Origin of the sequence: Sulfurimonas sp. (genome assembly GCF_034005705.1) — a bacterium.
GTDB lineage: Bacteria > Campylobacterota > Campylobacteria > Campylobacterales > Sulfurimonadaceae > Sulfurimonas.
Map to the genome: position 1 here is coordinate 1 of NZ_JAVEUF010000001.1, position 24,789 is coordinate 24,789.

At 41.3% G+C, this 24,789-nt stretch carries 28 protein-coding genes; 13 read left to right on the forward strand and 15 right to left on the reverse strand.

What is annotated here, in order from left to right; translation table 11 throughout:
- Positions 1–287: 287 nt before the first annotated feature.
- Together RBR61_RS00005 and RBR61_RS00010 are read left to right on the forward strand one after the other, a co-directional pair.
- Positions 288–986 carry a Bax inhibitor-1/YccA family protein gene (locus tag RBR61_RS00005; protein ID WP_320341461.1) on the forward strand — a complete coding sequence of 233 codons (699 nt, stop codon included), beginning with the start codon at positions 288–290 and terminating at the stop codon, positions 984–986.
- Positions 979–1,386: a thiamine-phosphate pyrophosphorylase gene (locus tag RBR61_RS00010; protein ID WP_320341462.1), complete on the forward strand. Its 408-nt coding sequence runs from the start codon at positions 979–981 to the stop codon at positions 1,384–1,386. Before RBR61_RS00005 ends, RBR61_RS00010 begins: the two co-directional genes overlap by 8 nt.
- Before the next feature lie 88 nt (positions 1,387–1,474).
- Here the strand turns inward: RBR61_RS00010 and RBR61_RS00015 are convergent, their stop codons facing one another.
- The 5 genes from RBR61_RS00015 to soxC all read right to left on the reverse strand — a co-directional run bounded on the left by RBR61_RS00015 (position 1,475) and on the right by soxC (position 5,912).
- Positions 1,475–2,440 (reverse strand): MBL fold metallo-hydrolase, encoded by a 966-nt coding sequence (locus RBR61_RS00015; protein WP_320341463.1) that lies wholly within the window; start codon positions 2,438–2,440, stop codon positions 1,475–1,477.
- 130 nt (positions 2,441–2,570) lie between these two features.
- On the reverse strand, positions 2,571–2,861 hold the full coding sequence (gene soxZ, locus RBR61_RS00020) for a thiosulfate oxidation carrier complex protein SoxZ (protein WP_320341464.1): 291 nt from the start codon (positions 2,859–2,861) through the stop codon (positions 2,571–2,573).
- Positions 2,862–2,914: 53 nt separating this feature from the next.
- On the reverse strand, positions 2,915–3,370 hold the full coding sequence (gene soxY / locus RBR61_RS00025) for a thiosulfate oxidation carrier protein SoxY (protein WP_320341465.1): 456 nt from the start codon (positions 3,368–3,370) through the stop codon (positions 2,915–2,917).
- A 39-nt stretch (positions 3,371–3,409) separates the two neighbouring features.
- A complete protein-coding gene (locus tag RBR61_RS00030) occupies positions 3,410–4,561 on the reverse strand; it encodes a c-type cytochrome (RefSeq protein ID WP_320341466.1) in 1,152 nt (383 codons plus the stop codon).
- Between the two features lie 13 nt (positions 4,562–4,574).
- The gene (gene soxC, locus RBR61_RS00035; RefSeq protein WP_320341467.1) at positions 4,575–5,912 is read right to left on the reverse strand and encodes a sulfite dehydrogenase; all 1,338 of its coding nucleotides are present in this window, start codon (positions 5,910–5,912) and stop codon (positions 4,575–4,577) included.
- Between the two features lie 267 nt (positions 5,913–6,179).
- Here soxC and RBR61_RS00040 point away from each other — a divergent pair, with 267 nt between their 5' ends.
- Complete coding sequence (locus tag RBR61_RS00040) at positions 6,180–6,626, forward strand: MOSC domain-containing protein (RefSeq protein ID WP_320341468.1); 447 nt, start codon at positions 6,180–6,182, stop codon at positions 6,624–6,626.
- Here RBR61_RS00040 and RBR61_RS00045 read toward each other — a convergent pair.
- Genes RBR61_RS00045 through RBR61_RS00060 form a run of 4 tightly spaced genes read right to left on the reverse strand, consistent with a single transcriptional unit; the run spans position 6,608 to position 9,771 of the window.
- Positions 6,608–7,300, reverse strand: coding sequence for a methyltransferase domain-containing protein (locus tag RBR61_RS00045; RefSeq protein WP_320341469.1), 693 nt, complete (start codon positions 7,298–7,300; stop codon positions 6,608–6,610). The genes RBR61_RS00040 and RBR61_RS00045 overlap by 19 nt on opposite strands.
- On the reverse strand, positions 7,297–8,118 hold the full coding sequence (locus tag RBR61_RS00050) for a metal ABC transporter permease (protein WP_320341470.1): 822 nt from the start codon (positions 8,116–8,118) through the stop codon (positions 7,297–7,299). Before RBR61_RS00050 ends, RBR61_RS00045 begins: the two co-directional genes overlap by 4 nt.
- The gene (locus RBR61_RS00055) at positions 8,096–8,860 is read right to left on the reverse strand and encodes a metal ABC transporter ATP-binding protein (RefSeq protein ID WP_320341471.1); all 765 of its coding nucleotides are present in this window, start codon (positions 8,858–8,860) and stop codon (positions 8,096–8,098) included. The genes RBR61_RS00050 and RBR61_RS00055 overlap by 23 nt, the downstream gene beginning before the upstream one ends.
- Complete coding sequence (locus tag RBR61_RS00060) at positions 8,857–9,771, reverse strand: metal ABC transporter substrate-binding protein (protein ID WP_320341472.1); 915 nt, start codon at positions 9,769–9,771, stop codon at positions 8,857–8,859. Before RBR61_RS00060 ends, RBR61_RS00055 begins: the two co-directional genes overlap by 4 nt.
- A 96-nt stretch (positions 9,772–9,867) precedes the next feature.
- On the opposite strand from RBR61_RS00060, the gene secG reads away from it, so the two are divergent.
- From secG to RBR61_RS00100, 8 genes are all read left to right on the forward strand, one after another.
- Positions 9,868–10,200: a preprotein translocase subunit SecG gene (secG, locus tag RBR61_RS00065; protein ID WP_320341473.1), complete on the forward strand. Its 333-nt coding sequence runs from the start codon at positions 9,868–9,870 to the stop codon at positions 10,198–10,200.
- 95 nt (positions 10,201–10,295) lie between these two features.
- Positions 10,296–10,853 carry a ribosome recycling factor gene (gene frr, locus RBR61_RS00070; protein WP_320341474.1) on the forward strand — a complete coding sequence of 186 codons (558 nt, stop codon included), beginning with the start codon at positions 10,296–10,298 and terminating at the stop codon, positions 10,851–10,853.
- A 6-nt stretch (positions 10,854–10,859) separates the two neighbouring features.
- Positions 10,860–11,468, forward strand: coding sequence for an orotate phosphoribosyltransferase (gene pyrE / locus RBR61_RS00075; RefSeq protein WP_320341475.1), 609 nt, complete (start codon positions 10,860–10,862; stop codon positions 11,466–11,468).
- An 87-nt stretch (positions 11,469–11,555) separates the two neighbouring features.
- Positions 11,556–12,662 (forward strand): glycoside hydrolase family 3 N-terminal domain-containing protein, encoded by a 1,107-nt coding sequence (locus RBR61_RS00080; protein WP_320341476.1) that lies wholly within the window; start codon positions 11,556–11,558, stop codon positions 12,660–12,662.
- Positions 12,662–14,134, forward strand: coding sequence for a sodium:solute symporter (locus RBR61_RS00085; RefSeq protein WP_320341478.1), 1,473 nt, complete (start codon positions 12,662–12,664; stop codon positions 14,132–14,134). Before RBR61_RS00080 ends, RBR61_RS00085 begins: the two co-directional genes overlap by 1 nt.
- Entirely contained in the window at positions 14,127–15,233 is a 1,107-nt protein-coding gene (locus RBR61_RS00090) for an anhydro-N-acetylmuramic acid kinase (RefSeq protein WP_320341479.1), read from the forward strand. Before RBR61_RS00085 ends, RBR61_RS00090 begins: the two co-directional genes overlap by 8 nt.
- Entirely contained in the window at positions 15,226–16,164 is a 939-nt protein-coding gene (locus RBR61_RS00095; RefSeq protein ID WP_320341480.1) for a phosphotransferase, read from the forward strand. Before RBR61_RS00090 ends, RBR61_RS00095 begins: the two co-directional genes overlap by 8 nt.
- Complete coding sequence (locus tag RBR61_RS00100) at positions 16,161–16,823, forward strand: N-acetylmuramate alpha-1-phosphate uridylyltransferase MurU (protein ID WP_320341481.1); 663 nt, start codon at positions 16,161–16,163, stop codon at positions 16,821–16,823. Before RBR61_RS00095 ends, RBR61_RS00100 begins: the two co-directional genes overlap by 4 nt.
- Here the strand turns inward: RBR61_RS00100 and RBR61_RS00105 are convergent.
- Positions 16,810–16,959, reverse strand: coding sequence for a hypothetical protein (locus RBR61_RS00105; RefSeq protein WP_320341482.1), 150 nt, complete (start codon positions 16,957–16,959; stop codon positions 16,810–16,812). The two genes, RBR61_RS00100 and RBR61_RS00105, sit on opposite strands and share 14 nt — an antisense overlap.
- 105 nt (positions 16,960–17,064) lie before the next feature.
- On the opposite strand from RBR61_RS00105, the gene RBR61_RS00110 reads away from it, so the two are divergent.
- Positions 17,065–18,039, forward strand: a complete 975-nt coding sequence (locus RBR61_RS00110; RefSeq protein WP_320341483.1) for a lytic murein transglycosylase — start codon at positions 17,065–17,067, stop codon at positions 18,037–18,039.
- A 7-nt stretch (positions 18,040–18,046) separates the two neighbouring features.
- On the opposite strand, the gene RBR61_RS00115 is transcribed toward RBR61_RS00110, so the two are convergent.
- From RBR61_RS00115 to RBR61_RS00135, 5 genes are all read right to left on the reverse strand, one after another.
- Positions 18,047–18,298, reverse strand: a complete 252-nt coding sequence (locus RBR61_RS00115; protein WP_320341484.1) for an iron oxidase oxidoreductase — start codon at positions 18,296–18,298, stop codon at positions 18,047–18,049.
- 134 nt (positions 18,299–18,432) lie between these two features.
- Positions 18,433–19,269 carry a D-hexose-6-phosphate mutarotase gene (locus tag RBR61_RS00120; protein WP_320341485.1) on the reverse strand — a complete coding sequence of 279 codons (837 nt, stop codon included), beginning with the start codon at positions 19,267–19,269 and terminating at the stop codon, positions 18,433–18,435.
- Positions 19,266–20,504, reverse strand: coding sequence for a sugar MFS transporter (locus RBR61_RS00125; RefSeq protein ID WP_320341486.1), 1,239 nt, complete (start codon positions 20,502–20,504; stop codon positions 19,266–19,268). The genes RBR61_RS00120 and RBR61_RS00125 overlap by 4 nt, the downstream gene beginning before the upstream one ends.
- Positions 20,505–20,541: 37 nt before the next feature.
- On the reverse strand, positions 20,542–21,369 hold the full coding sequence (locus RBR61_RS00130; RefSeq protein ID WP_320341487.1) for an HAD-IIB family hydrolase: 828 nt from the start codon (positions 21,367–21,369) through the stop codon (positions 20,542–20,544).
- Between the two features lie 5 nt (positions 21,370–21,374).
- Positions 21,375–22,994 (reverse strand): cation:proton antiporter, encoded by a 1,620-nt coding sequence (locus tag RBR61_RS00135; RefSeq protein WP_320341488.1) that lies wholly within the window; start codon positions 22,992–22,994, stop codon positions 21,375–21,377.
- Between the two features lie 165 nt (positions 22,995–23,159).
- Between RBR61_RS00135 and RBR61_RS00140 the strand changes: the two genes are divergently transcribed.
- The gene (locus tag RBR61_RS00140) at positions 23,160–24,788 is read left to right on the forward strand and encodes a CTP synthase (protein ID WP_320341490.1); all 1,629 of its coding nucleotides are present in this window, start codon (positions 23,160–23,162) and stop codon (positions 24,786–24,788) included.
- The last annotated feature ends 1 nt before the right edge of the window (position 24,789 follow it).

Sequence of the window (24,789 nt, forward strand, 5' to 3'; positions counted from 1 at the left end):
TCCAGCACCTGTTTTCCAGTTCGCTATCGCTCACCTAGAAACTTCGCTTCGCTTGTTTTGTGGAGGGGAATTATAGACAAATCAATCTTAGAAGTCAATACTTTTGCCTGAGAATTTTAAAACTTTTTTCCGACTGTTAAGTTTTCCATCTACTTTAATAATTTTTACTAATAGTGCTAACTATATAAATATATTGCCATGTTGCTATTTATTAACTCTTTATCTATAAAATTCCTAAACATACAAATATGTAAATCATTTTGTATTACATATATATAAGGAATAACATGGGACTTTACAATCGTGATTATGCGAGAGGAAATGCATCTGCATACAGCACTCAGTCTAGAAGCGAGACGCAAATTGTATCTTTTGTAAAAGAGACTTACAAGCTTTTTGCAGCTTCTATGATGGCAGGTGCCGTTGGCGCTTACGTTGGTGTACCTATGGCTGGGACTATCGCAGCTAACTTTTTCCCTCTACTAATTTTAGAGATTGGACTTTTAATAGGTTTACACTTTGTAAAACATAAGCCTGGTATCAACTTGGCTGTAATGTTTGGCTTTGTATTTATGACGGGTTTAATGTTGTCACCGTTGCTTTCACACACACTTGGAATGAATGGCGGCGGAACTATTGTAGGAAACGCTTTTGCAATGACGGCACTTGTTTTTGGGGCTATGAGTTTTTATGCCATCAAGACAACTAAGGATTTTTCAGGTTATGGAAAGCCGCTAATGATAGCTCTTGTTGTTATTATTGCGTTTTCTATTATTAATATCTTTTTAGGAAATCCGCTAATGGCTGTAATTATATCTGGAGCTGTTGTAATCCTATTTAGCTTTCTAGTAGTTTATGACACTCAGAATATAATCAGAGGCGCTTATGAAACACCGATTGACGGTGCGATTGCGCTCTACTTAGACTTCCTAAACATATTCACCTCTCTTCTACACCTCTTTGGTATATTTGGAAGTGATGAATAACCAACTCTCACCCGATCTTTATCGGGTGATTGATGCTAACTTAAACCGCCTCAAAGAGGGCATTAGAGTTGTTGAAGATATTGTAAGATATAGAGACAACGACAAAAAGCTCTCCTCCCAATTAAAACAACTAAGACACAAAGCAAAAATCGAAGAGACGCTAGAACTGCTTAAAGAGCGTGACAGTGTAAACGATGTACTTCGCCCTACAATCAAAAGCGAGCTCAATCGCACAGATATATCAGCAATAATCCTCGCCAACTTTAAAAGAGCACAAGAGTCTGCAAGAGTACTAGAGGAGCTTTATAAACTACACAGCTCTGAATATAGTGAGAACTTTAAACAGATCAGATATGAGCTTTATACTTTAGAGAAAACTATATTAGTCGGTAATAAATAAAATATTTAGTTGAGATTGGTTTTTTAAGAAGTGAAAAATTAAGAAGATAGGATTTGGCATAAAGCCAAATCCCAAGTAGTACTATTTTTTAGTCTAGACCCATATCAAATTCTAAGTATGCTCTAGCAACATTACCTGCATGAAGTAGATCATAAAGAGCTTTGTCTTTGAACTCTTCTAAAGGCACTGCCTCAACGATGCCTGTACTGTCTACACCATCATCCATTGCAGCTTCAACTCTCTCTTGTAAAAGAGTGAAATATTGTACATACTCATCCGTAGCAGTCTTATCTATAGTAAATCCATGGCCAGGTATAAGAGTTGTCCAGTCTTTAGAGTTGATTGCTTCTAAAGCAGCTAAAGAGCCTACAACAGAACCATCTCTATTTGATGTAACTCTTCCGTTCATAACCAAGTCGCCAGCCAAAATAACTTTATTATCCGGCATATATAAGAAATAATCTTCAACCGAATGGCCCATTCCAACAGGAACATACTCAAGATTTACGCCTGCAACCTTAAACTTTATAGTCTCTTTGTACCATTTGTCAACATGAATGATTTTCGTGCCTCTAATAGCATTTTTAGAGAGAGTTAAAAACATTCTAGAATCTTCATGACCGATCGGATAGTTCTTGTTAATAGATTCAGGCCCTATGATCTCTGCTCCATGAACTTCTTTGTAGTAGTTATTTCCTAACCAGTGATCATCATGCTCATGGCTTAAGATAACATGTTTTACAGGAAGTTTTCCAGCTACTTTGCTTACCGCTTCATAAGCTTGCTTAGCGTATATATAAGATGGTCCAGTGTCCCATAGAACGTAACTGTTGTCACCTTTAATATAACATGTATTTACCATGTTACCGCCGTTCTCTTTTGTCGGAATCTCAAGTGCTCCAAAAAAACACCAGACATTCTCGCTTACTTGTTTTGGCTCTAGATTATACTGAAAATCCGCCTCAGCCTCATGACCGTCTGCAAAAGAAGCTGTTGCAAGCGGCAACATTGCTACTGCAGTTACAAGCAATGGTTTGATCATCTTGTTTAACATATCTGTTTACCTTTTTGTTTAATTTACTCTTTGTAGTAAGAATATAGTTGAAGTGTTGCGTAACAACACATCAAATTTACTCTTTTTGTGAATTGTAGGGACTTCTCTCAAAAGAGAGAAGTGCGAAAAATTATTTTACTTGATCTTTATCGCTGTCAGTGTTGCCTTTGTTATCGATAGTTTCGATAACAAGTTCATCACCTTTTTTACCCTGTACGTTAAACATAAAGTAAGGGTTTTTAGATAGGAATGGTCCTGTTGACGCTTCCCATACAACTTTGCCGTTTATTTTAGCAGTGATGTGAGTAAGATAATCAACTTCTGCTTTTCTTGTCTCAGCTTCTTCTTTACCGATCATCGGGCTGTCAAGTAAGATCTTAACTTCAACTAAACCTTTTTTTTCTTTTGCTTTTATTTTCATAATCTAATCCTTTTTTTTATTTTGTTTATATCTGCAATCTGTTTAGGTTTGGATCAACCTCCACAGCCACCGATCGAAACTTCTACTTTTTGTACAGCTGAGTACAGTTTACCGTCTCTGCCTTTTGCAACTACCGTTACGTTAGCAGTCTTTCTCATCTTAATCTTAGTCATAAGATCAGCAACGCTACCTTCAGGAAGTTCCATTACTACAACAGCACTTCTTGGGTTTGCATCTTGGAATAGTGCAACTACAGCTAAATCTAATTTAGACTTGATACCGATTGGCACAGCGCCACCGTTTTCAGCCAACTTTGGAGCTTTGATCTCGATTTGTCCGTCTATCATCTCTGATGAACCGAATAGCGCCTCGATAGCCTCTTTTGAACTAGGAGCTTCCCAAGCTTTTGGAGCAGTAGCTCTAAAATCAGTAGCACTTAAACTAGCAGGTAATACAGATGCAGCAGCAACCGCTGTAGCACCTAAACTTAAAAATTTTCTTCTTTGCATTTTTTTTCCTTTATATAATGTTAGTAGATCCAATAAGTCTTACTTACTAGATTCTATCATAAATTTAACAATATCTTTAACTTGATCGTCACTAAGGTCCATAGCACCGCCTTTTGGAGGCATTCCGCCAATACCGTTTATTGCATTGTGGTTTACTCTATCCATACCTTGCTCCATTACTGTAGCCCAAGCATTTTTATCTCCAAGTGCAGGTGCGCCCATTGCATCAGTCTTATGACAAACTGCACAAGACTTCTCATACATCTTTTCAGCTTCTGATACTGGTCCAGCATCTTCACTTACAGGAGGAAGATTTCTTTCTGTAGAGTATGGAGGTACTACGGCTGTGATCTCGTTTGCAATTCTTGCTACAGGCTCTTTACCACAGTTAGTCATACAACGAGTTCCGACTGCACCGAAGTTTTTAGGCTCAGCAAAAAATGCTCTAACATTTTCAACACCCTCTGGTCCATCAATATTCGGATAGAAACCGTCACGGTTTGGCATTACGATCTTTTTGAAGTTATCTTGATTTAACTCTTCAATATCTTCACCGTCTATTTGAACACCATTCTCATACAGCAAGTAAGCCGTCATAGCATACATCTGATCAGGTGTATAGCTTTTTGGGTTTGCGTATGGCATAGCATCACGAATATACCAGATAAGTGTACTAGCTTGTGGCCAGTATGAACCAATCGTTCTGTTTGGAGCATCTTTGCCCGGACATGTTCTCTGGTTTTTTAGTGATTCTATTGAACCACCTGTTAGTGTTGGATAACCTTTTCCACCTGCACCAAACTCACCGTGGCAAACAGCACAATCTCTATCATAAAGAACTTCACCCTCTTCAACAGTACCGCTACCCTCAGGCAGACCTGTACCATCCGGCATAATATCCGCATCCCAAGCCTTTAGCTCATTTGGAGTCGGAGCTCTACCGAAGTTAACACCGGTTGTCGGCTGCTCATTAAGAGCATACGCAGTATACATACCGTTTTCTCTCTTATATGTAACACCACCGTCCAAAGCATCTTTAGTCGGGTTGTACATGCCGTTTGCAGCAGACTCTACTTTTGCAGATGACGCACCTGCAGAGCTGCTTGAAGCGAAACAGCCCGTGAAGAACAGCGCACTACTTGCAACTACAGAAACTCCAAGAATAATTAGTTTACTATTTAATTTTATCATTTTCTTCATCTCCCTAACTTGGACAGTTGTCTGTTCTAACTTGAACATTATGAACTGAACCATCTTGTCTTACTTCCCAAGTACAAATTGAGTTTCTATGATAAACACCCTCTACACCTATGATCTCTTTTTCTTGAGTAACAGACGGCTGAACGAATCCTGCATCATCCATTGCACGAGACTGAATCAATAGAGGTTTTCCTTCATATCTATACATATATGAGAATCTTGTCCATGACTTAGGAAGAACGAGTCCTTTAAGACTTGCTTCAACATAGTTGTCTCCGCCATCAAATGATATATCTACAGCCGTAATAGTTCCGTGACCACTCCACGCAATACCTTCAACTTCTACCAAGTCACCCTTTTTAAGGTCAGACCATGGTTTTTCAGGACAAGGATTTGTGATAATTGAGTTAACTTCTAACGGGTAGAAGTGTTGGATAGCTTTACCGCTAGCAGTAAGAACCGTATACTTAGAAGTCTCTTCTTTACAGTACCACGGCTCTGCACCGAACTCTAGACGCTTTAACCACTTAACACACAGGTTAGCTTCCCAGCCCGGCAGCATCAGACGAACAGGATAACCCTGCTCAGGTCTTAGTGCTTCACCGTTTTGAGCCCAAACGATCATCGCATCGTCAAGTACTTTTTCTACAGGAACAGTTCTACTCATCTCTGAGCCGTCAGATCCCTCTGCCAACATCCATTTTGCAGTCGGCTTTAAACCGATCTCATCAAGGATAGTTTTTAGACGAACACCTGTCCACTCTGCATTACTCATCATACCTTTTACGAATTGTAAAGAGTTGAATTGGGGACCCTTCCACTCAGCAGCACCGTTCGCAGGACACTCAAGGAAAAGGATTCTGCTCTCTGCAGGATATTTTTTTAACTCATCCAAAGTCAAAACGATCGGTTTCTCAACAAGACCGTGGATCATCAATCTGAACTTGTTTGGATCAACATGCGCAACACCGTTGTGCGTTCTAGTGAAGTGTAATCCGTTTGGTGTAATAATACCCTCTAGCTCATGTAGCGGCGTCATAGAAACAGCAGCATGCATGTCTCCAGCCGATGAAAGAAGACTTGATGTTCTTCTTACAACATTGTGCTCATACTTTGACGGTATACCATATGGATACTTATTAAGCTCGTCACCTAAAGTTGTTCCCCACTCCACATGGTGAATAATATTTTCATCGTCAGCTGACAACTTAGCCGGCGCTAAGATACTTGTAGCAGCGATAGCACTTACAGAATAAGCAGCAGTTCTTTTGAAGAAATCTCTTCTACTCGATTGCTCTACATTTGTAGTAGTTTCTAAGTTATTTTCAGAAATTTTACTCATTTATCATCTACCTCCTTCTCTTTATCTTGTAGATTTTATAGTATGCACAGTACAAACTTTATGCATAGTACAAAATGCAAGACGGAGATTATATATGAAATTAAATTAAATTGTCAAGCAATATAATCAATAATGTAATAATTTTCTCACATTTTTATATTTCTTCACACTTTGTTAAAAAATTAACCTGACTTATAGTTTTTATAATTGATACTAAAAATATGTTAGAATTACGCAATTATAAAGTTGCTAAAAACGGTGAAAGAAATGTCAAAAAAACGTGTCGGAAAAATAATAGAACTTTTCATCTCCACAAAGGAGAGCTCTACAAGAGTCAATAAGCCTCTTTTGGAACTGGAGCTAGCCGGAGCTGTAGGAGACAAATTTTACGACAAAGACAACAGCCGTTCCATCCTAATTACCTCTGAGGATAGCTACAACCTAATAAAAGAGTATGATATAGAGATGCCCTACGGTTATTTGGGTGAAAATATTCTAATGGACTACAACCCTTACGCATTAAGCATGGGGAGCAGATTTCAGATCGGCACTGCACTACTTGAGATAAGTCAAAACTGTACCATATGCAACCACCTCTCCACACTTGACAAACGCATACCGAAGCTTTTAAAAAATGACAGAGGCATATTCGCCAAAGTTGTCAAACCCGGAAAAATATCAAAAGGTGATGATATCTATATGTTGGAAGAGTAGATAAAAGTTACCTCGAACTCCAAATAGCTCAAAGGGTACTCACGCAGAAGCTTTTTGCTCTCTTTATAGTTCAATATCTTTCTTGACCCGCTAACACCGCTCTTTTTTATATATCTAAACATATCTCTTGTTGATTCAAACTCTAGTCTATAGTTTACAACTTCGCTCTTGGCATCAAAATATCTCTTCGCTAGCTCACACACCTCGTCCGCACTTTTAAGTATGGAGCCAATTGATGCCGTTTTGTTTATGGTCGTAAATGTATTTGAGGTAAATATTGCCAGAGCGACAGGAGCATTTAGTCTCTTGATATTGTCAAAGACTCTCTGTAGATCATCCGCCCACTGAAGAGCTGAAGCGGAAAATATGAAATCATATATATATGTAAGCTTACTTTTAAAAAGAGCATCATCGTTAAAGTCTGCATAGATAAGCTCGATCTTTGGTGATCTTGGATGCAGCTTTAGCATACCCTCTGCAAAATCTACTCCGGTAAAGTGCTCATAATCCCAGTCGATAGCTCTGCAAAGATTTCCGCTTCCGCACCCTAGATCCAAGATATTTTTCGGCTTATGCTTTACATGAGAAAGCAGTTTCTCTATGACTTTTTTTTGTATAACATTGTAGCTGTTATACTCAAGTGCATACTTTGAAAACTCTGAGCTTATCTTCATCTTCTGTTCGCGATAAGGGATATAATGAATACTACGATAATGCACAGCACTATAGTCGCCCCTGAAGGGAGTGAAAAATGAAATGAGAGAAACATGCCAAGCAGTACGCTAAAGAGCGAGAATGCAAGAGAGATAAGTACCGTTTTTAAAAATCCGACTCTAAACTGCAGCGCTGCAATGGTAGGTATGATCATAAGAGCGCCGATCAGAAGACTTCCGACCACCCTGATAGAGAGGGCAATAATAATGGCAACAACGCTCACAAGCACAAAGTTTAAAATATTTACCTTAATGCCGCTTGTCTTTGCAACCTCTTCATCATAGGCGATAAAATAGAACTCTTTTGAAAATAGCAGCAATACCGACAGGGAGATAGCTCCAAAGATCGCGATCACAACAATATCATCGCTGCTTACAGAGAGTATTGACCCAAATAGGTACGAAAAAAGCGAGTTGTTAAACGCCCCTCCAAGAGATACGATTATGATCGCAACAGCCAAAGAGCCTGAGAGCAAAATGGCAAGAACAGCGTCGCTGTAGAGCGTGAATGAACTTCTTAGATACTCGATCAGCCAAGCCGACAAAACGGCAAAAAGCACCGCCGACCAAAGAGGATTGTACTCTGCAACAAGACCGACGGCCACGCCCAAAAGAGCCGAGTGCGCCAATGTCTCACCGATCAAAGAGTACCTTCTTAAAACAACGAACGTACCGCTGATGGAAGCCAAGACGGCAATAATGATCCCTGCTAAAAGCGCTCTTTGCATAAAATCATATTCAAACATCTCTAACATATCAGTGCTCGTGCTTATGAACATGAAGAAGATGCGCGTCTATTCCGTATAACTCGCTCATCTCTTCACAGCTAAGTGCTTGTTTTGGGTTGTTGCAAATTATAGCTTTTTGGTTTATCGTAAAGAGTCTTGCTATATCATCTGCTATTACCCCTATATCGTGTGTTATAAAAACAATAGTGATACCCTCTTTTTGATTTAACTCTCTAAGCAGTGCATAAAACTTTTTTTGAGAAGCGACATCTACGCCTGTATTTGGCTCATCCAGTATCAATATCTCAGGTTTTGAAGCAAGTGCACGGGCTATCATGACACGCTGTCTCTGCCCACCCGAGAGCGTTCCCACCATCTTATCTTTTAAATCACTTATATCCATCTTAGCCATTGCGTCATCCACATACTGCTTATCGATCTTGCTAAAAGCTCCAAACAGACTCCTTTGTGATGTTCTGCCCATCTTTACAATGTCTAAAACAGTTGCCGGAAAAGAGCTGTCTATAAGTGAAGCACGCTGTGGAACGTACCCTATCTTGTGCCACTCTTTAAAGCGTGAGAGTTTTTTGCCGTATATCCTCACCTCGCCGCTTGTCGGTTTCTCAAGCCCAAGAAGCATCCTGATCAGCGTTGTCTTGCCTCCGCCGTTTGGTCCTATGATAGCGATATATTCAGAGGAGAATATCTCCAAAGAGATGTTTGATAAAATAGTCTGCTCTTTTAGAACAAAACTCAAATTTTTAACATCAAATATCGGAACTGTGAATTTCATCGGCACTTTAGGGCTTTTGATATTTTTTGCAGATTTCTTCTCATAATATCCTCATAGCTCAGCTTCTCTTTAGCCTCATCAGCGGTGATATTGCCAAGCGGCTGAAGAACATCGTAAGATACTCCTGCCTCTTCTGCTATGCTTTTTATCGTTTTCTCATTTGCGAACTTCTCAAAAAAGATAGTCTCGACTCTGTGCTCTTTAATAAACTTGACAAGCTTTATCATGCTCTTTGCGCTTGGCTCGGCTTCAGGAGATAGTCCGCTTAGAGCCTTGGTATGAAAAGAGTATCTATTTGCCAGATAAGAGAATGCGTTGTGATTTACTATGATAGTATCGAGCTGACACGAGGAGAGCTGCTCTTTGTAATCTTTGTCAAGATTTTTGAGCATTGCGATGTAGCTCTCTCTGTTTTTCATGTAAAACTCTCTGTTTTTTGGAAAGAGTGCAATAAGTTCTTCTGTTATGCGTTCTGCCGCGAGCATCATATTGTGCGGATCTTGCCAGTAGTGAGGATCTACTCTGTCGTGGTGGTGGTCATCATGATCATGCTTATGTTTATCTTTGCCAAGCTCTATCAGTTCTACATACCGACTTACGTCCACCGCCCTGTTTTTAAACTCAAAACCATCAATCCAAGGCTCAAGACCTGCACCGCTGTAAAGAACAAGATCGCTTCTTGATATCTTTATCATATCTTTTGGGGTCGGCTCGTAGCTGTGCGCATCCACTCCGAATGGAAGGATCATAAAGGTCTCTGCGGTATCGGATGCTATATTTTTTGCTATGTCATAGAGCGAAAAGGTGCTTGCAGCAACCGTTGCTTTGTCACCGCTCTTTTGTTCAGCTGCAAGAGATATTGATGCAATAAGCAGGATTGCTGCTAAAAAAAATCTGTTTTTTAAATTCATTAATGCTTCCGATATTTTTTTGAAATTATATCTTATTTTGCAACAATTGGTTTTTTTGGGTATAATTCGCAACTTTTAAAACTCAGGATATATATAATGACAGCTAGTTTTCTACTTATTGTTCAAATAATTTTAGTCGTAATGATTATAATAGCAGTGCTTCTGCAAAAAAGCTCAAGTATCGGTCTGGGAGCGTACAGCGGCTCAAACGACTCTGTTTTTGGAGCAAAAGGTCCTAGTAGTTTCTTGGCGAAGACAACTTTCACCATAGGCTTTTTATTTGTTGTAAACACAATTGCTCTGGGCTATATGTACGCATCAGCTGCAACTGAATCTGTCGTTGACAATATGATCGAATCAACAGACGTTCAAGCTCCGTCTGCAGCAACTCCGGCACCCGCGCAAAGCGAAACTACACCTCCAAAATAGTTGCAATTTTTTGCAACTACGCACCTTATAAAATCTTTTTTTTAGAGATTTCTCGCTACAATAACGCCACTATTTTTGATATATAAGGAAACTAAATGTTAGATGAAGTATTCGACAAATGCGAATCAGAGATGAGAGCAAGCGTAAATCATATGCTAAAAGATTTTAAAACCCTAAGAACAGGTAAAGTTACTACTTCTGTTTTAGACAATGTAAAAATCGATTACTACGGTACTATGACCTCGCTTGATCAAGTAGGCTCTATTTTGGTAGCAGATGCAACGACTATTGTTGTCAATCCTTGGGAAAAAAATCTTCTCTCAGCTATTGAGACTGCTATATCAAAAGCAAATGTAGGTGCAAACCCGAATAACGACGGTGACCAGATCAAACTATTTTTTCCTGCAATGACTGTTGAGCAGAGACAAGAGTCTGTAAAACAGATGAAAGGGATGGGCGAGACTGCAAAAATCGCTATCAGAAACGATAGAAAACATGCAAATGATAAGATCAAAAAGCTTGAAAAAGATAAAGAGATAACGGTAGATGAGTCCAAATCTGCTCAAGACAATATACAAAAACTTACAGATAAATTTATTGCCGAAGTCGATGGCATACTCAAGACAAAAGAAGCAGAGATACTAAAGGTATAACTTACTATGGATATTAAAAAAATATATATGGATTCAGATGCTCTTTTAGAGGGGCATTTTAAACTAAGCAGCGGCAACCACTCACAATTTTACCTCCAGTCCGCAAAGGTCTTAGAGAATCCAAAAACAGCAAAACTTCTCGCCGATGCACTGGCACTTGAGATCAAAAAAAGCGGCTTGGAGGTAGATACGGTCTGTGCTCCGGCTCTTGGCGGTCTTATCGCAGGTTTTGCTCTTGCTACCGCACTTGATGTACGCTCTATCTTTGCCGAGAGAGTAGATGGCAAAATGACTATCCGCCGCGGTTTTGAGATAAAAAAGGGCGAGAGGGTATTGATGTGTGAAGATATCATTACAACAGGCGGCTCTGCCATGGAAGCCGCAGAGGTCGTAAAGAGCCTTGGCGGAGAGATTGTAGGCGTTGCCGCACTTGCCAACCGCGGGTTTTGTAAGCGCCAAAACAGCAGTGTAACAACGAAACCGAACTGTAAACTTCCGCAAGATATCCCGTTTTTTGCGCTGGAGGATTTCACATTTGAGATGTACTCGCCTGATGAGTGTCCTATGTGTAAAGCCGGAAGCGAAGCTATAAAACCCGGCTCAAGAGGAAATTAGCTGATGTTACGCACTATAATGAGCAAAGCCCATTATAGCGGCAGGGACACTAGTGTCCCTACAACCCCCTAAAGCTACTTCATTAAAATGAAGAGATTTTTTACACTACTTATTAGTACTATAATAACTCTTAGCGCAGCACAATCCCAAACTCTTCCAAATGATGAGAAACTAAAAAAGATGATAGGCAGAATGCTTATCGTCGGATTTGACGGCGAGAGCGTTACCAAAAAGTCCAAGATCGCAAAAGATATACAAAAGTATCACATCGGCGGTGTCATTCTATTTGACCGCCACTTCGACGATAGAACTAAAACAAAAAATATCAGCTCGCCAAAACAGCTAAAAGCACTTACCTCATCGTTAAAGTCATTTGCCAAAAAACCGCTTCTTATATCTGTAGATCAAGAGGGAGGAAAGGTCGCAAGACTAAAGAGCGCCTACGGTTTTGAAGCCACACCATCTGCTAAAGTAGTCTCAGAGATGGATGCCTACATGACAAAACGTGTCTATGACAATCTTGCAAAGACACTCCAAGATGCAGGCATAAACTGTAACTTTGCACCTGTGGTCGATCTGGCCGTAAATCCTCAAAACAGAGTTATATCAGGGCTTAGACGCTCCTACTCAAGCGAACCAAAAGAGGTCGCAAAGTACGCAAAGATATTTATGGATTCACTTCAAGAGAGGGATATTCTATCTGTTTTAAAACATTTTCCCGGTCACGGTTCCTCACTTGAAGATTCACACAACGGATTTGTAGATATTAGCGAAACATGGAACGAGATCGAACTGGAACCATACATAGAGCTTATCCACTCAGGCGGTGTCTCTATGGTAATGACGGCTCATGTATTTAATAGATATCTTGATGAGGTCTATCCAGCAACCCTCTCATACAGAGTAAACACGGAGCTGCTTAGAGAGAGGCTGGGTTATGATGGAGTAATAGTCAGTGATGACTTGCAGATGGGAGCTATCGCTAAACACTACACTCTTGAAGAAATAGTGACACTCTCTATAAACTCGGGAGTAGATATGCTGCTCTTTGGCAATCAGCTTGCCAAGCAGGATACTCATGAACTCGTAGAGACGATCTTGGCTCAAGTAAAAAACGGTTCTATCTCTATGGATAGAATTACAGAGTCAAATAGAAGAGTAGAACAGTTGTTCACCAAGATAAAAACCAAATAATGCAAAGTGCTTTTTCAACTCTGGACTGGATCGTATTTGCCTCCTACTTTATCCTTCTTGCTATTACCTCTGTTGTTTTAAGCCGCACCAAGATCAACACTTCAAGAGACTATTTTTTATCTCCGCATGCGATGCCTATATTTGCCGTCGCACTATCTGTTTTGGCTACATCACAATCAGCCGCTACTTTTTTGGGTGCTCCAGAATACTCTTATACAAAGGACTTTACCTTTATAGGGTTCTACTTCTCCGCACTTTTAGCCGTTATCTTCGTAGCGTATGTTCTCATTCCAAAATATTACGAGATGAAGGCAGTTACCGTTTATGAGCTCCTGGAGTCCAGATACGGAGAGAGCGCAAAAAAGCAGGCGGGGGTTATGTTTCTTATAGGAAGAGTCCTTGCCAGCGGAGCAAGACTCTACATTGGAGCACTGGCAATATCGATGATAATATTTAGCGATATTATCTTCTTGCATGTTGCGCTCTCCATCCTGATCTTAATGCTTGGAGCGCTTGCATACACCTACTTCGGCGGCGTGCGCTCTGTCATACTTAGCGATGTTATTCAAGCCGTTACATACATAGGAGCCGGGGTCGCTGTTCTTATCTATCTCTACTACTCGCTTGAGCATATTGAGATCATAAAAACTCTTAGCGAACATAACAAACTAAACTTTATTGACGGCTCACTTGATGGCAACTTTAGCATTTTCACGCTTCTTGGCGGCTGGCTTCTCTTAAACATTGCGGCATTCGGACTTGATCAGGACATGACTCAAAGGGTACTTGCCTGCAAAAACAAGAATGAGGCGGCAAAATCGCTTATTATCTCCATTTTACTTACCATTCCCGTCGTACTTCTATTTTTGGCAATAGGAGCACTTCTATATCTTTTTTACATGCAAGGCGGCGTGGATCAGAGTTTTGATGGTGAGAAGATCACTATTTTTATGTACTACATACTCAATGAGATGCCTGATGGGCTCAGAGGCTTGGTCACGGTCGGGGCTATTGCGGCTGCACTCTCAAGTACCAACTCCGTTCTTGGCGCTATGGCTTCTATTGCGGTTGAGGACATCTACAAGCCTTGGAGATTAAAACAGAGCCAAATAGAGGAGCAGCACTTTGTAAAAGCCTCAAGATTTGCGGTACTCTTCTTTGCAGCAGTTCTCTCTCTTATGGCGATGGCAAGCTACTTCTGGCAGCGCTACAGCGACCTCTCGCTTATCAGTTTTGCGCTTGGTGTTATGGCATTTGCATATACTGGACTTTTGGGTGTATACTTCTCGGCAATATTTACGTCGCGCGGAAATGAAAAGAGTGTTTTTTGGGCTCTCTTTGGCGGATTTGTGACTGTTTTGGCACTTCAGCCATACAGTTTTGGAATAGAGCTCGCCTTTTCATGGCAGATAGTCATCGGTACCGTTGTAGCATTTTTTATTGTTCAGCTTGGAGGAGCAAAAAATGAGTGAGTATTACATAGGCGTAATGTCGGGAACCAGCCTTGACGGGATAGACATAGCTTATTGCCAGATCAAAGAGCACAGCTTTGAGCTGTTACAATCTGATTCCTACTCTTTTGACAAAGAGATAAGAGAAGATGTTTTAAAAGCTATAAAGACCCCATTGACACTAAAGCAGATAGGCGAACTGGACACACGTCTTGGAGAGATGTATGCAGGCGCGATAGAGCGTTTTATATCTCAAAAGAGGATTGATAAAAAACAGATAACCGCCATAGGCCTGCATGGTCAGACACTGTGGCACGAGCCAAACAGTACGCACCCATTCTCCATGCAGCTTGGCAATCCAAATGTCATAACGGCACTAACAGGCGTTAGCGTTGTTAGTGATTTTAGAAGAAAAGATATGGCGCTTGGCGGTCAGGGCGCTCCGTTTGCTCCCGCTTTTCACCAATACCTCTTCTCAAGGCTAAAAGCCAAGATAGCCGTTGTAAATATCGGGGGAATGGCAAACCTGTCTATCTTGGGAGAGAGGCTTATAGGGTATGATACTGGCTGCGGAAATGTTCTTATGGATCACTGGATCTCACTCAATAAGAAAGAGACCTACGACAAAGACGGAGAGTGGGCTAGATCTGGAACTTTTGACAGAGACCTCTTGGAGCAGATGCTCAAAGAGCCATATTTTTCAAAAGCGATTCCAAAGAGTACGGGGCGTGAACTCTTTAACGCGGACTGGCTTGAGAGAGAGCTGAGAAAGTTCTCCCCAAAAAAGAGCGGCGCACTGAGTATAAAAAAAGAGGATGTGCAGGCAACGCTTTTAGAACTTAGCGCCATGAGTATATCAAATGAGGTCAAAAAAAGCGGTGTAGATATGCTTATAGTTTGCGGTGGCGGCGTTAAGAACAGCTACCTTATGCAAAGATTGGGAGATAGGCTCACAGGAGTAGAAGTTGTTTCAAGCGATGAGTGCGGCGTAAGCAGTGAGTTTATGGAGGCCATGGCATTTGCGTGGCTTGCCCATGAGAGAGTGCACAGAAAATGTGTCAAACTATCCTCCGTAACAGGAGCGTCAAAAGATTCTATATTAGGTGCTATTTATGAGTAAAACCCAAACTTGGTTAAAAACAACATCTTTTAAAAACTATATCATCGAGTCTGCTCTTGCAGATGCAAGCTTTAGAAAATATTACAGACTGCGAGACGGCAGCAAAACTGCACTTTTAATGGACTCATCTCTTGAGATAGCCTCTCTGGGTGCTTTTATAAATGTAACATCAAGACTCCAGGGCGTGGATGTGGGTGTGCCTAAAATATTTGAACACAGCCTCGATGAGGGCTTCTTGATACTAGAGGACTTCGGAAGCAAACACTATCTTGATATCTTGAATCAGAACAACTTTAAAGCATACTACACAAAGGCGATGAACACTATCTTAAAGATGCAAAAAGCCGATGCTGCAGGACTTCCGCTTTACGACAGAGAGTTTTTGCATACGGAGATGGATCTGATGCAGGAGTGGTACATAGAAAAATATCTTCGTCTAAAGCCAAGCGATGCACAGATAAAACTAATAGCAGACACCCTTGAAGCGATCTCGGGCGTTGTACTGGAGCAGCCGCAAAACACGTTCGTTCACAGAGATTTTCACTCAAGAAACATCATGTTAAAAGAGAATAACAAGCTCGGTATCATAGACTATCAGGATGCAATGTGCGGAGCCATTACATACGACCTTGTCTCACTGTTAAAAGATTGCTACGTCGCTTACGACAGAAGAAGCATAAAAGAGCTGGCTCTGGAGTTTCGCGACAAAAAGGGTCTTAAGGTGGACAATGAGACCTTTATAAAATGGTTCGACTTTATGGGGCTTCAAAGACATATTAAAGTGCTTGGTATCTTCTCCCGCCTGCATATCAGAGATAAAAAGAGCGGCTATCTAAAAGATATACCTCTGACATTGAAGTATGTTATAGATACGGCAGGCAGATACAGTGAGACAAAAGAGCTTGCCAACTTTTTAGGAAATATCAAATGAATGCGATGATACTCTCAGCTGGTCGTGGAGAGAGAATGCGCCCGCTCACCGACAAGACCCCAAAACCGCTCTTAAAAGTTCACGGCAAAAGCCTTATTGTCTGGCATATAGAGAGACTTGCTTCTTTGGGGTTCAGTCAAATAGTCATCAATATAGACCATCTCGGAGAGATGATAATGAATAGCTTGGGAGACGGCTCAAAATGGGGAGTCAACCTGCTCTTCTCCGACGAGAGACAAAGCGGAGCGTTAGAGAGCGCAGGCGGCATCATAAACGCGCTTCCTCTAATAGACAGCGAAAAGTTTTTAGTCGTAAACGGCGATATCTGGTGCGACTATGAGTTTGAAACAGGATATGACCTAGGGGATGATCTGGCTCATCTTATCTTGGTTAAAAATCCACAGCATAATCCAGAGGGAGACTTTGCTCTGCATAAGAACAGAATCAGCAACGACACTAAAGGAAGATATACATTCTCAGGCATCGGATACTACTCTGCCAAACTTTTTGAGGGACTGGAGAACAAAAAAATGCCTCTTGCTCCAATTCTTAGAGAAGCCGCAGAGAATGGCAGAGTAAGCGGCTCGCTCTACGACGGGAAATGGTACGATATAGGCACGCCTGAAAGATTGAAAGAGATAAACGCTACTTCTGTATAAACTGCCCGCACGCCTTTGTCTCGGTGCCTTTAAAAGTTTTATAATCTTTATTGCCGTCCAAGTACGATTGATATCTTGCGCACTCGTCGCTCTTCATGCATATCTTGTTATCACACGCTTTATCTACCTGCTGCACATAAAATCCTTAATTTTTTCGCAATTATATCAAACAACAATATCTTAAAAAAGCTCATTTGACATAAAATGATATACTTGGGCAAACAATTATAGAGAGTTTATTATGAAGAATATACTATTTGCCCTTTTACTGAGCGCACCCCTTTTTGCGAAGTATGACAACTGCGTATTTAAGAACAAAGATTATATGGATATTTGTGAAAATGTCGTAAAGAACGGTGTTTCATACGAATATGCGAATAAGTTTCTGCTCTCTTACTTTAAAACAAAAAAATTCGATGAGGTCAGCTACAAATATCTGCAGCCAAAATATATTAAAACCCATAAAAAAAATGAGAAAAAAGCAAACAACGTCCTTGTAAAATATGTTCCCGATATGGTAGCACACCTTAAAGAGTATGCCGAAGTTTATGATTTTACAGAGAAGAAGTATGGCGTGAACCGTGAGATAATCGCCGCTATTTTGATAAAAGAGACAAAACTCGGAAAGATAAAACCGACCCATGACGCATTTATAGTCTTTAACACTTTGGTTGTTCGAACAGAGCCAAACAGCCCAAGAGAGAAGTGGCTTTTAAAAATGGGCAAAACGAATATGGCTTCCATAATAACCCACTGCTATAAAAAAGGGGTTACACCCGAAGAGTGCAACCTGCCAAGCTCCTACGCCGGAGCCGTCGGAATACCTCAATTTATGCCCAACAGTTTTGTATATGCTCACGGCTATAAGACAAAAATCGCGGATTTGACAAAGATGGAGGATGCAATAGTCTCAGCAGCCAACTTTCTGCATCAAAAAGCAGACTTTTCCAAGCTCATAGATTGGAGCAAGATACCGGATATCGTAGATATAGAGTCAACCTGGTATGACTATGAGTTTGAAAACGACAACGCCTCGCTTGTCTATGAGAAAAACTCAAAATCCGGAAAAACGTACGACTGTTTTACCTGTGACAAGGCAGAGCTGCAATACATAAGAGAGTATGCCAAAAAAATAATGCGCTACAACAACTCTTCAAACTACGCCATCGGCGTTATGCGTCTGGCGTATGATGCACACACAATGCTTGAGAAATAAAGTTTGGCTACTTTTTTCTCGGGTCTTTAAAGTAGAGCACACACCAGCCATCCGGGCTGATAGACCCTTCGACTATTTTACACTCGTTCGTATCCGGCAAGAAATGTAGGCAATCTACACACTTTTTTCCATCTTTTGGGCTATCCTGATACATCGTCTTCTCTTTTGTGCCTTTTGCCAAAAGCGGTGTGACACCCCACGTAGCAAGCCCTAAGATAGCCATATATCTGAAAAAAACTCTTCTTGATGAACTGTTCATGGTCATCTCCTAATAGGAATTTATAAGAGATTACATTTAGTTCATAAATGTTACTCTTACAACCATACTCTATTCTTTTTCTCTTAAATTGCCATAAACAATAAAATCTACTCTTTTAATAAAATTTTATTTTATTAAAAAATTTCGGCTTTAAGAGTGTGTGACTTTTGTGGCTTTACTACTCTTGCATCATCAAACGCGTTTGCTGATTCTATGCAGAGCATATGCTCATAAGCATCTTCTTTCATCGCGCTCATTCTTGAAGTTTTCTCTATCCACGGGTTCCAGACGACTACAGAAGATGAGTTCTCATTTCTAACATGTAGCGTTCTGTTTTTATCGCTTAGAGTTATCTCACCATCTACCTCTTGGTAAACCCTATCAACCTCTTGATTAAAGGTTATATCGCCCTCTTGCACCTCTTTTTTCCAAGTAAGCGCATCAAGATATGGCTTTTTATCAAGCCCTTTTATAACGGCATCCGATATATGAGAGAGTGAGAAATATGTGTGAAGAGCCTGCGTTATCTTAAAAGAGTTGCGATCAAGATTTGTAGTTTTTAACTCCATCGTTAACTTATCGGAAATAGTTAGATGTAAATCCAACTCAAACAGATAAGGCCACATCTTTAGACTCCCTTGGCTGTGTGTAAGCCTCAAAATAACAGATGAACTCTTCTCATCAGCCTCACTGCAACTGACGCAGTCCCACATAGCCGTTCTTGCAAAACCGTGCTGAGGCAGAGATCTGTCTTGATGAAATCCAAACCAAGGCCAGCAGATAGGAACTCCTCCGCGGATAGCTTTGCCAGCCTCAAAATCACTCACTTCGCTAAGCCATAAAATAGGCTCTTCGCCAACTCTTTTGTAGTGAAACAGATGTGCACCCTGCAGAGCTATTTTTGCCTCTGCAGAGCTGTTTTTAACCTCAATATATTCAAAACCGTTTGGCAGTTTCTTGTGAGTTATCACAACTCATCCCAAGACTTTATCTTGTGCCACCTCAGGGCGTAGAGGAGTATAAAAAGATAACAGATCATACCCATAAGATAGGTTGACTGCATATCTCCGCTGATATATGATATCTTTCCAAATATAAGAGGAAGGATCGCACCGCCCGCTATTGCCATTATCAAAAGCGCGCTTCCTTGCGCCGTATATTTTCCCAGCCCTTCGAGCGCAAGCGGCCAGATCGTCGGCCACACAAGTGCGTTTGCAAATCCCAAAAGCGCTACAAAGGTCACGGTATCGGGTAGCGTTGCAATACCGCTCCATCCCCATAAAATCTCTGAAATTCCATGACTTTGAGACGAAGAAACTACTCCGAACAAAAATAGTATTCCCAAAAGTGCAGAGCCTATGAGCGCTCTCTCCTGTGAGATATATTTCGGTATAAGTGCGACACCGAGCGCGTATCCAAGCACCATAAAGAACATTACGTAAGAGGTTAGTGAAGTAACATTTATCAAACCAAGATGCTGACCATAAAGACCGATAGTATCGCCTGCTATTACCTCTATGCCGACATAGAAAAACAGAGCGGCTGCACCTAAGACCACGCGCGGAAACGCAAAGATACTCTTCTCCTCCGTCTCTTCATCTTTCTCAAACTCAAGTTCGGGAAGCTTAGAGAACTTCACAAGAGCGATAAGAGAGCCAAGCAGCAGAGCCATAATAATGTAGGGAGCTATAAGTTTTGAGGCAAGCTCCTCTTTTGATTCGGCGGATAGATCTTCCAAAGAGCCTATACCAGAGAGTATAAAGGCGGTAAAAAGAAGTGGTGCGATGACCCCCGCCCCCTTGTTTATAAGCCCCATAATGCTTATACGCGTTGCCGCGCTCTCTATCGGTCCGATGCAGACTATGTAGGGGTTTGATGCGGTCTGCAATATGGTAAGACCCGATCCAAGTGCAAAAAGAGCAAGCAAAAACAATATAAAGCTCGCACTCTGTGCTGCCGGTATAAAGAGAAGACTTCCCGCCGCCATAATCGCCAGACCGAGTGCCATTGAGTTTTTATACCCTATTTTTTCTATCACGTAAGACATAGGCAGAGCCGTTACGGTATAGGCTATGTAAAACACAAAGGTAACAAAGAGAGCTTCAAACTCGTTAAGATCGCATATAACCTTTAAAAACGGGATAAGCGAGCCGTTAAGCCACGTGACAAAACCGAAAATAAAAAAAAGCACTCCTATTATCGTCATAGGAACTATTGTGTGAGTATTCAATATTTTAAGGCTTTTAAACATTTTTGAGGCTCTTAAGATAGTTCGCAACTGCGTCTTCATCGTTTGTGTGGGGCAGAACTATTTTTGCCGCTTTTTTTACGCCCTCTTGTGCGTTTGCCACGGCAATTGATGTTCCGGCCAACTCAAACATGCCTATGTCGTTGAAGTTATCTCCAAAAACACTCAGCCTATTTAGATCAAAACCGATCGCTTCGCTTACGCTTTGTATGCCGTGGGATTTGTCAGCATCTTTGTGAAGAAGCGTCAAAAAGTAGCAGCCCGCATAGGCTTCGGGAGCTAAAATATACTTTATAGTATCCCCAAAAACAGCCCTTAGATGAGATGCCACTCTTCTTAAAAGCTCCTCCTCGCCAAAATAGACTATCTTAAAGTTATCGCTCTTGGCGCGAAGATCTCTCTCCTGATGGTGATGGTCATCTTTTTTATAGTTTTGAAGTATCTTTGTCTGATATGCATTTAGAGTCGTAGAGTATGAGAAAGCTTCGCTCAGATTTTTATCAGCCAAAGAGAGAACAAAAGGGTAGATACCGAACTTTGCGCCCTCCTCTATGATGGCATCCCCGAGCTCTCTGTTTATGAACTTCGTATCGATTATATTTTTGTCCATCGTAGCTATCAGTGCACCGTCAAGCAGTATCATGGGAGCATTGACATGCACATCCTTTAAGAACTGTGCCGTCTTTTTATATGTTCTTGCCGTTGCTATGCTAAGAACAGAGTCAGATCTAAAACTGTTCCATATCTCTTTCGTAAATGGGCTAACTGATAGATCGGTTCGCAAAAAAGTGTGATCCAGATCTGTAATATAGGCATTTTTCATCTTGCTTAATACCGCATTTTACATGTGAGCATTTTTTCAACAAGAAGTCGTCCGACTTCGACCTTGGTATCGACGATAGATGTAATATCGAGATCTTGAAGATTCTCCTTATCCTCAAGCGTAGCAACTTTTACTATAAGGTTTATATCTTTTGTGTGTTTTAAAACGGCCTCGCAAATCGCTCTTTTTTTCTCTATATTATCAAGCGTTACTATTACTGCCGCCGAACTCTCGGCATGAAGCGCCTCTAAGAGAGAGAGCTTTGACATATCTCCCAAATAAGCCTCTTTTCCTGCTGATAAGGCTTCATTGACATGTTTCGGGTTGTTGTCGATTATGACATAGGGAGCACCAAGCTCATCAAGGTTTTTGGCAACAAATTTACCGATGACACTGTAGCCGCACACGATCACATGGTTTTCTCTCGAGACAAATGCGGATGTATCAAGCCCTAAATATTCAAAGCGCGTAATAAAGGCAACAAACCTGTTGATCTTGGAGATAAAGAACGGGGTCACTATCATGGAGAAGATGACCACAAGGACAAAAAGGGACTCAAGCTCTTTTTCCAAAAGACCTCCCATGCTCGCAACCGCGAATATAACAAAAGAAAACTCCCCGACCTGAGAGATCGCCAAAGCGGTCTTTAAGGAGAGCACATGGGAAGATGTTATGCGCACGACAAGATAAGTGATTATCGTCTTTAATACCAGAACAAGCAAGAAGATGCCGACAATAAGCCAGAAGTTATCAATAAAAAAGAGAACATCTATCTTCATACCAACTACGATAAAGAATGTTCCTAGAAGTATATCTTTAAAGGGCGCGATGTCCGATTCTACTTTATGATGATACTTTGTCTCGGCAATTATCATCCCCGCCACAAACGCTCCAAGAGAGTATGTAAAGCCCGCGTATGAGGCTAAAAGCGCAGCAGAGACCACGATAAAAAGAACCGAACCCATAAAAAGCTCATCAACCTCGCTTGACGCCGAGAAGTGAAGAAGCCACGTCATAACCCTTTTTCCGACTATAAACATAAAACCTATGACAAGAACGGCACTTATAAAAGTATCCCTAAGAATAAGAACGACAGACTGATCGCCGCTACTTGTTAAAAATCCCAAAAGTATAAGTATAGGGATGACGGCGATATCTTGAAATATGAGTATCCCGGTCGCACGCTGACCGTACGGGTTGTGTATCTCTTTTGAACTCTTTAGATAGCTCAAAACAACGGCGGTTGACGAGAGCGCAAAGGCAAGTGAGAGGATAAGAGCGGAAGTCGATTCAAGCGAAAAGAGATAGTGGCTTATCGTATAAACGACCAAAGCGGTAAACCCGACCTGCAAAAAGCCGTTGAAAAATATCTCTTTTTTCATGCTGTTCATCTTGGTCAGAGATATCTCAAGACCTATCGTAAACATCAAAAAGACTATACCGAACTCGCCTATATGCTCCAGGGTCGCCGAATCGTTCATATATCTCAAATCAAGCGCATAAACCATTATGGTACCGGTAAATATGTAGCCTATTATCTGAGAGATACCAAAACGTTTTAAAAAGAGGTTTAAAACGGTAGAGACACCGAGTGCCATGACAATATACAAAAGTGCTGAATCCATAAAACTCTTTCAGATATTATTTTAAGGGTTTTAAGAGAGCCCTTGAAGTTTTGTTATTATAGCAAAAGAAACTTTTAGCTTATGCGGTTTAACGGAATCATATACTTAATTTTAAGAGATTCTATAATATAATCGCGATTATGTTTGACATTTTGGAGCTATTTTATGACTAAATATATTTTTGTGACCGGTGGAGTTTTAAGTTCTCTTGGAAAAGGGATAACGGCAGCCAGCATAGGCACGCTGCTAAAACATGCCGGCAAAAAAGTCGGTATGCTGAAAATAGATCCATACATCAATGTCGACCCCGGAACTATGAGCCCGCTTGAACACGGTGAAGTTTTCGTGACAAAAGACGGTGCAGAGACTGACCTTGACATCGGAAATTACGAGAGATTTTTAGATACTTCTTATCTTAAATCAAGCAACTTTACTACAGGTCAGGTCTACTCCAGCGTAATCGAGAGAGAGCGCGCGGGCGGCTATCTTGGACAGACCATCCAAGTTATCCCGCATATCGTGGGTGAGATCGTAAAGCGTATAAAAGAGGCAGGCGAGGGTCATGAGATACTTATCGTCGAGCTTGGCGGAACGGTAGGAGACATCGAGGGTCTTCCGTTTATGGAGGCTATCCGTCAGATGAAACATGATGAAGAGGTAGAGGGGACATTTTTTGTTCACGTTACTCTCATCCCTTACATCAAAGCTGCGGGCGAGCTAAAGAGTAAACCGACACAGCACTCCGTTCAGGAGCTTCGCCGTATCGGTATCACTCCGCAGATGATAATTGCCAGAAGCGAGAACGCGCTGCCGAAAACTTTCAAGAAAAAACTGGCTATGAGCTGTGACGTCTCGGCTGACAGCGTTATTGAGGCGCTTGATGCAGCTTCTATCTATGATGTTCCTATCTCGTTTTTAAGACAAAATATCTTAAAGCCTATATCAAAAGAGCTTGAGCTCGGCGAATTAAATCCGGATATGGAGAGATGGGACTCTCTGGTCAAAAAGATAGTCCAGCCGAAAAACCGTATAGTATTGGGCTTTGTAGGAAAATATCTTGAACTTAAAGAGTCTTACAAATCATTAACGGAATCTCTTATCCACGCAGGCGCGCACCTTGACACGCGCGTAGACATCCACTGGGTGGACAGCGAAGAGATAGAGAGCAGAGATACGGAAGCACTTCTAAGTGACTGCGACTCTATCTTGGTTGCCGGTGGATTTGGAAACCGCGGTGTTGAAGGTAAGATCAAAGCTATAGAGTATGCACGCGTAAACAAGATCCCTTATCTTGGTATCTGCCTAGGTATGCAGCTTACACTTGTAGAGTATGCAAGAAACGTACTCGGCTTAGAGGGCGCGAACTCTGTGGAGTTTGATGAGAACACACCTCATCCGATGATCTATCTTATTGACAACTTTATGGACCAGAGCGGAAATACTCAGCTTAGAACACATAAATCTCCGATGGGCGGCACACTTCGTCTAGGAGAGTATCCGTGCGATACAAAAGAGGGCTCTATCATACGCAAAGCTTACGGCGGAGCAAAGACCATATATGAGAGACACCGCCACAGATACGAGGCAAACCCTGCTTACAGAGCACAGCTTGAAGATGCGGGCATGATCGTAACAGGTGAGTCAAACGGGCTTATAGAGGCGGTAGAGATAAAAGATCATCCATGGTTTTTAGGAGTTCAGTTTCACCCTGAGTTCACCTCAAGACTTCAGACTCCAAACCCTTCTATTTTGGCATTTGTCGAGGCGACTCTAAATCTTTCGCAGCAGAAGTAAC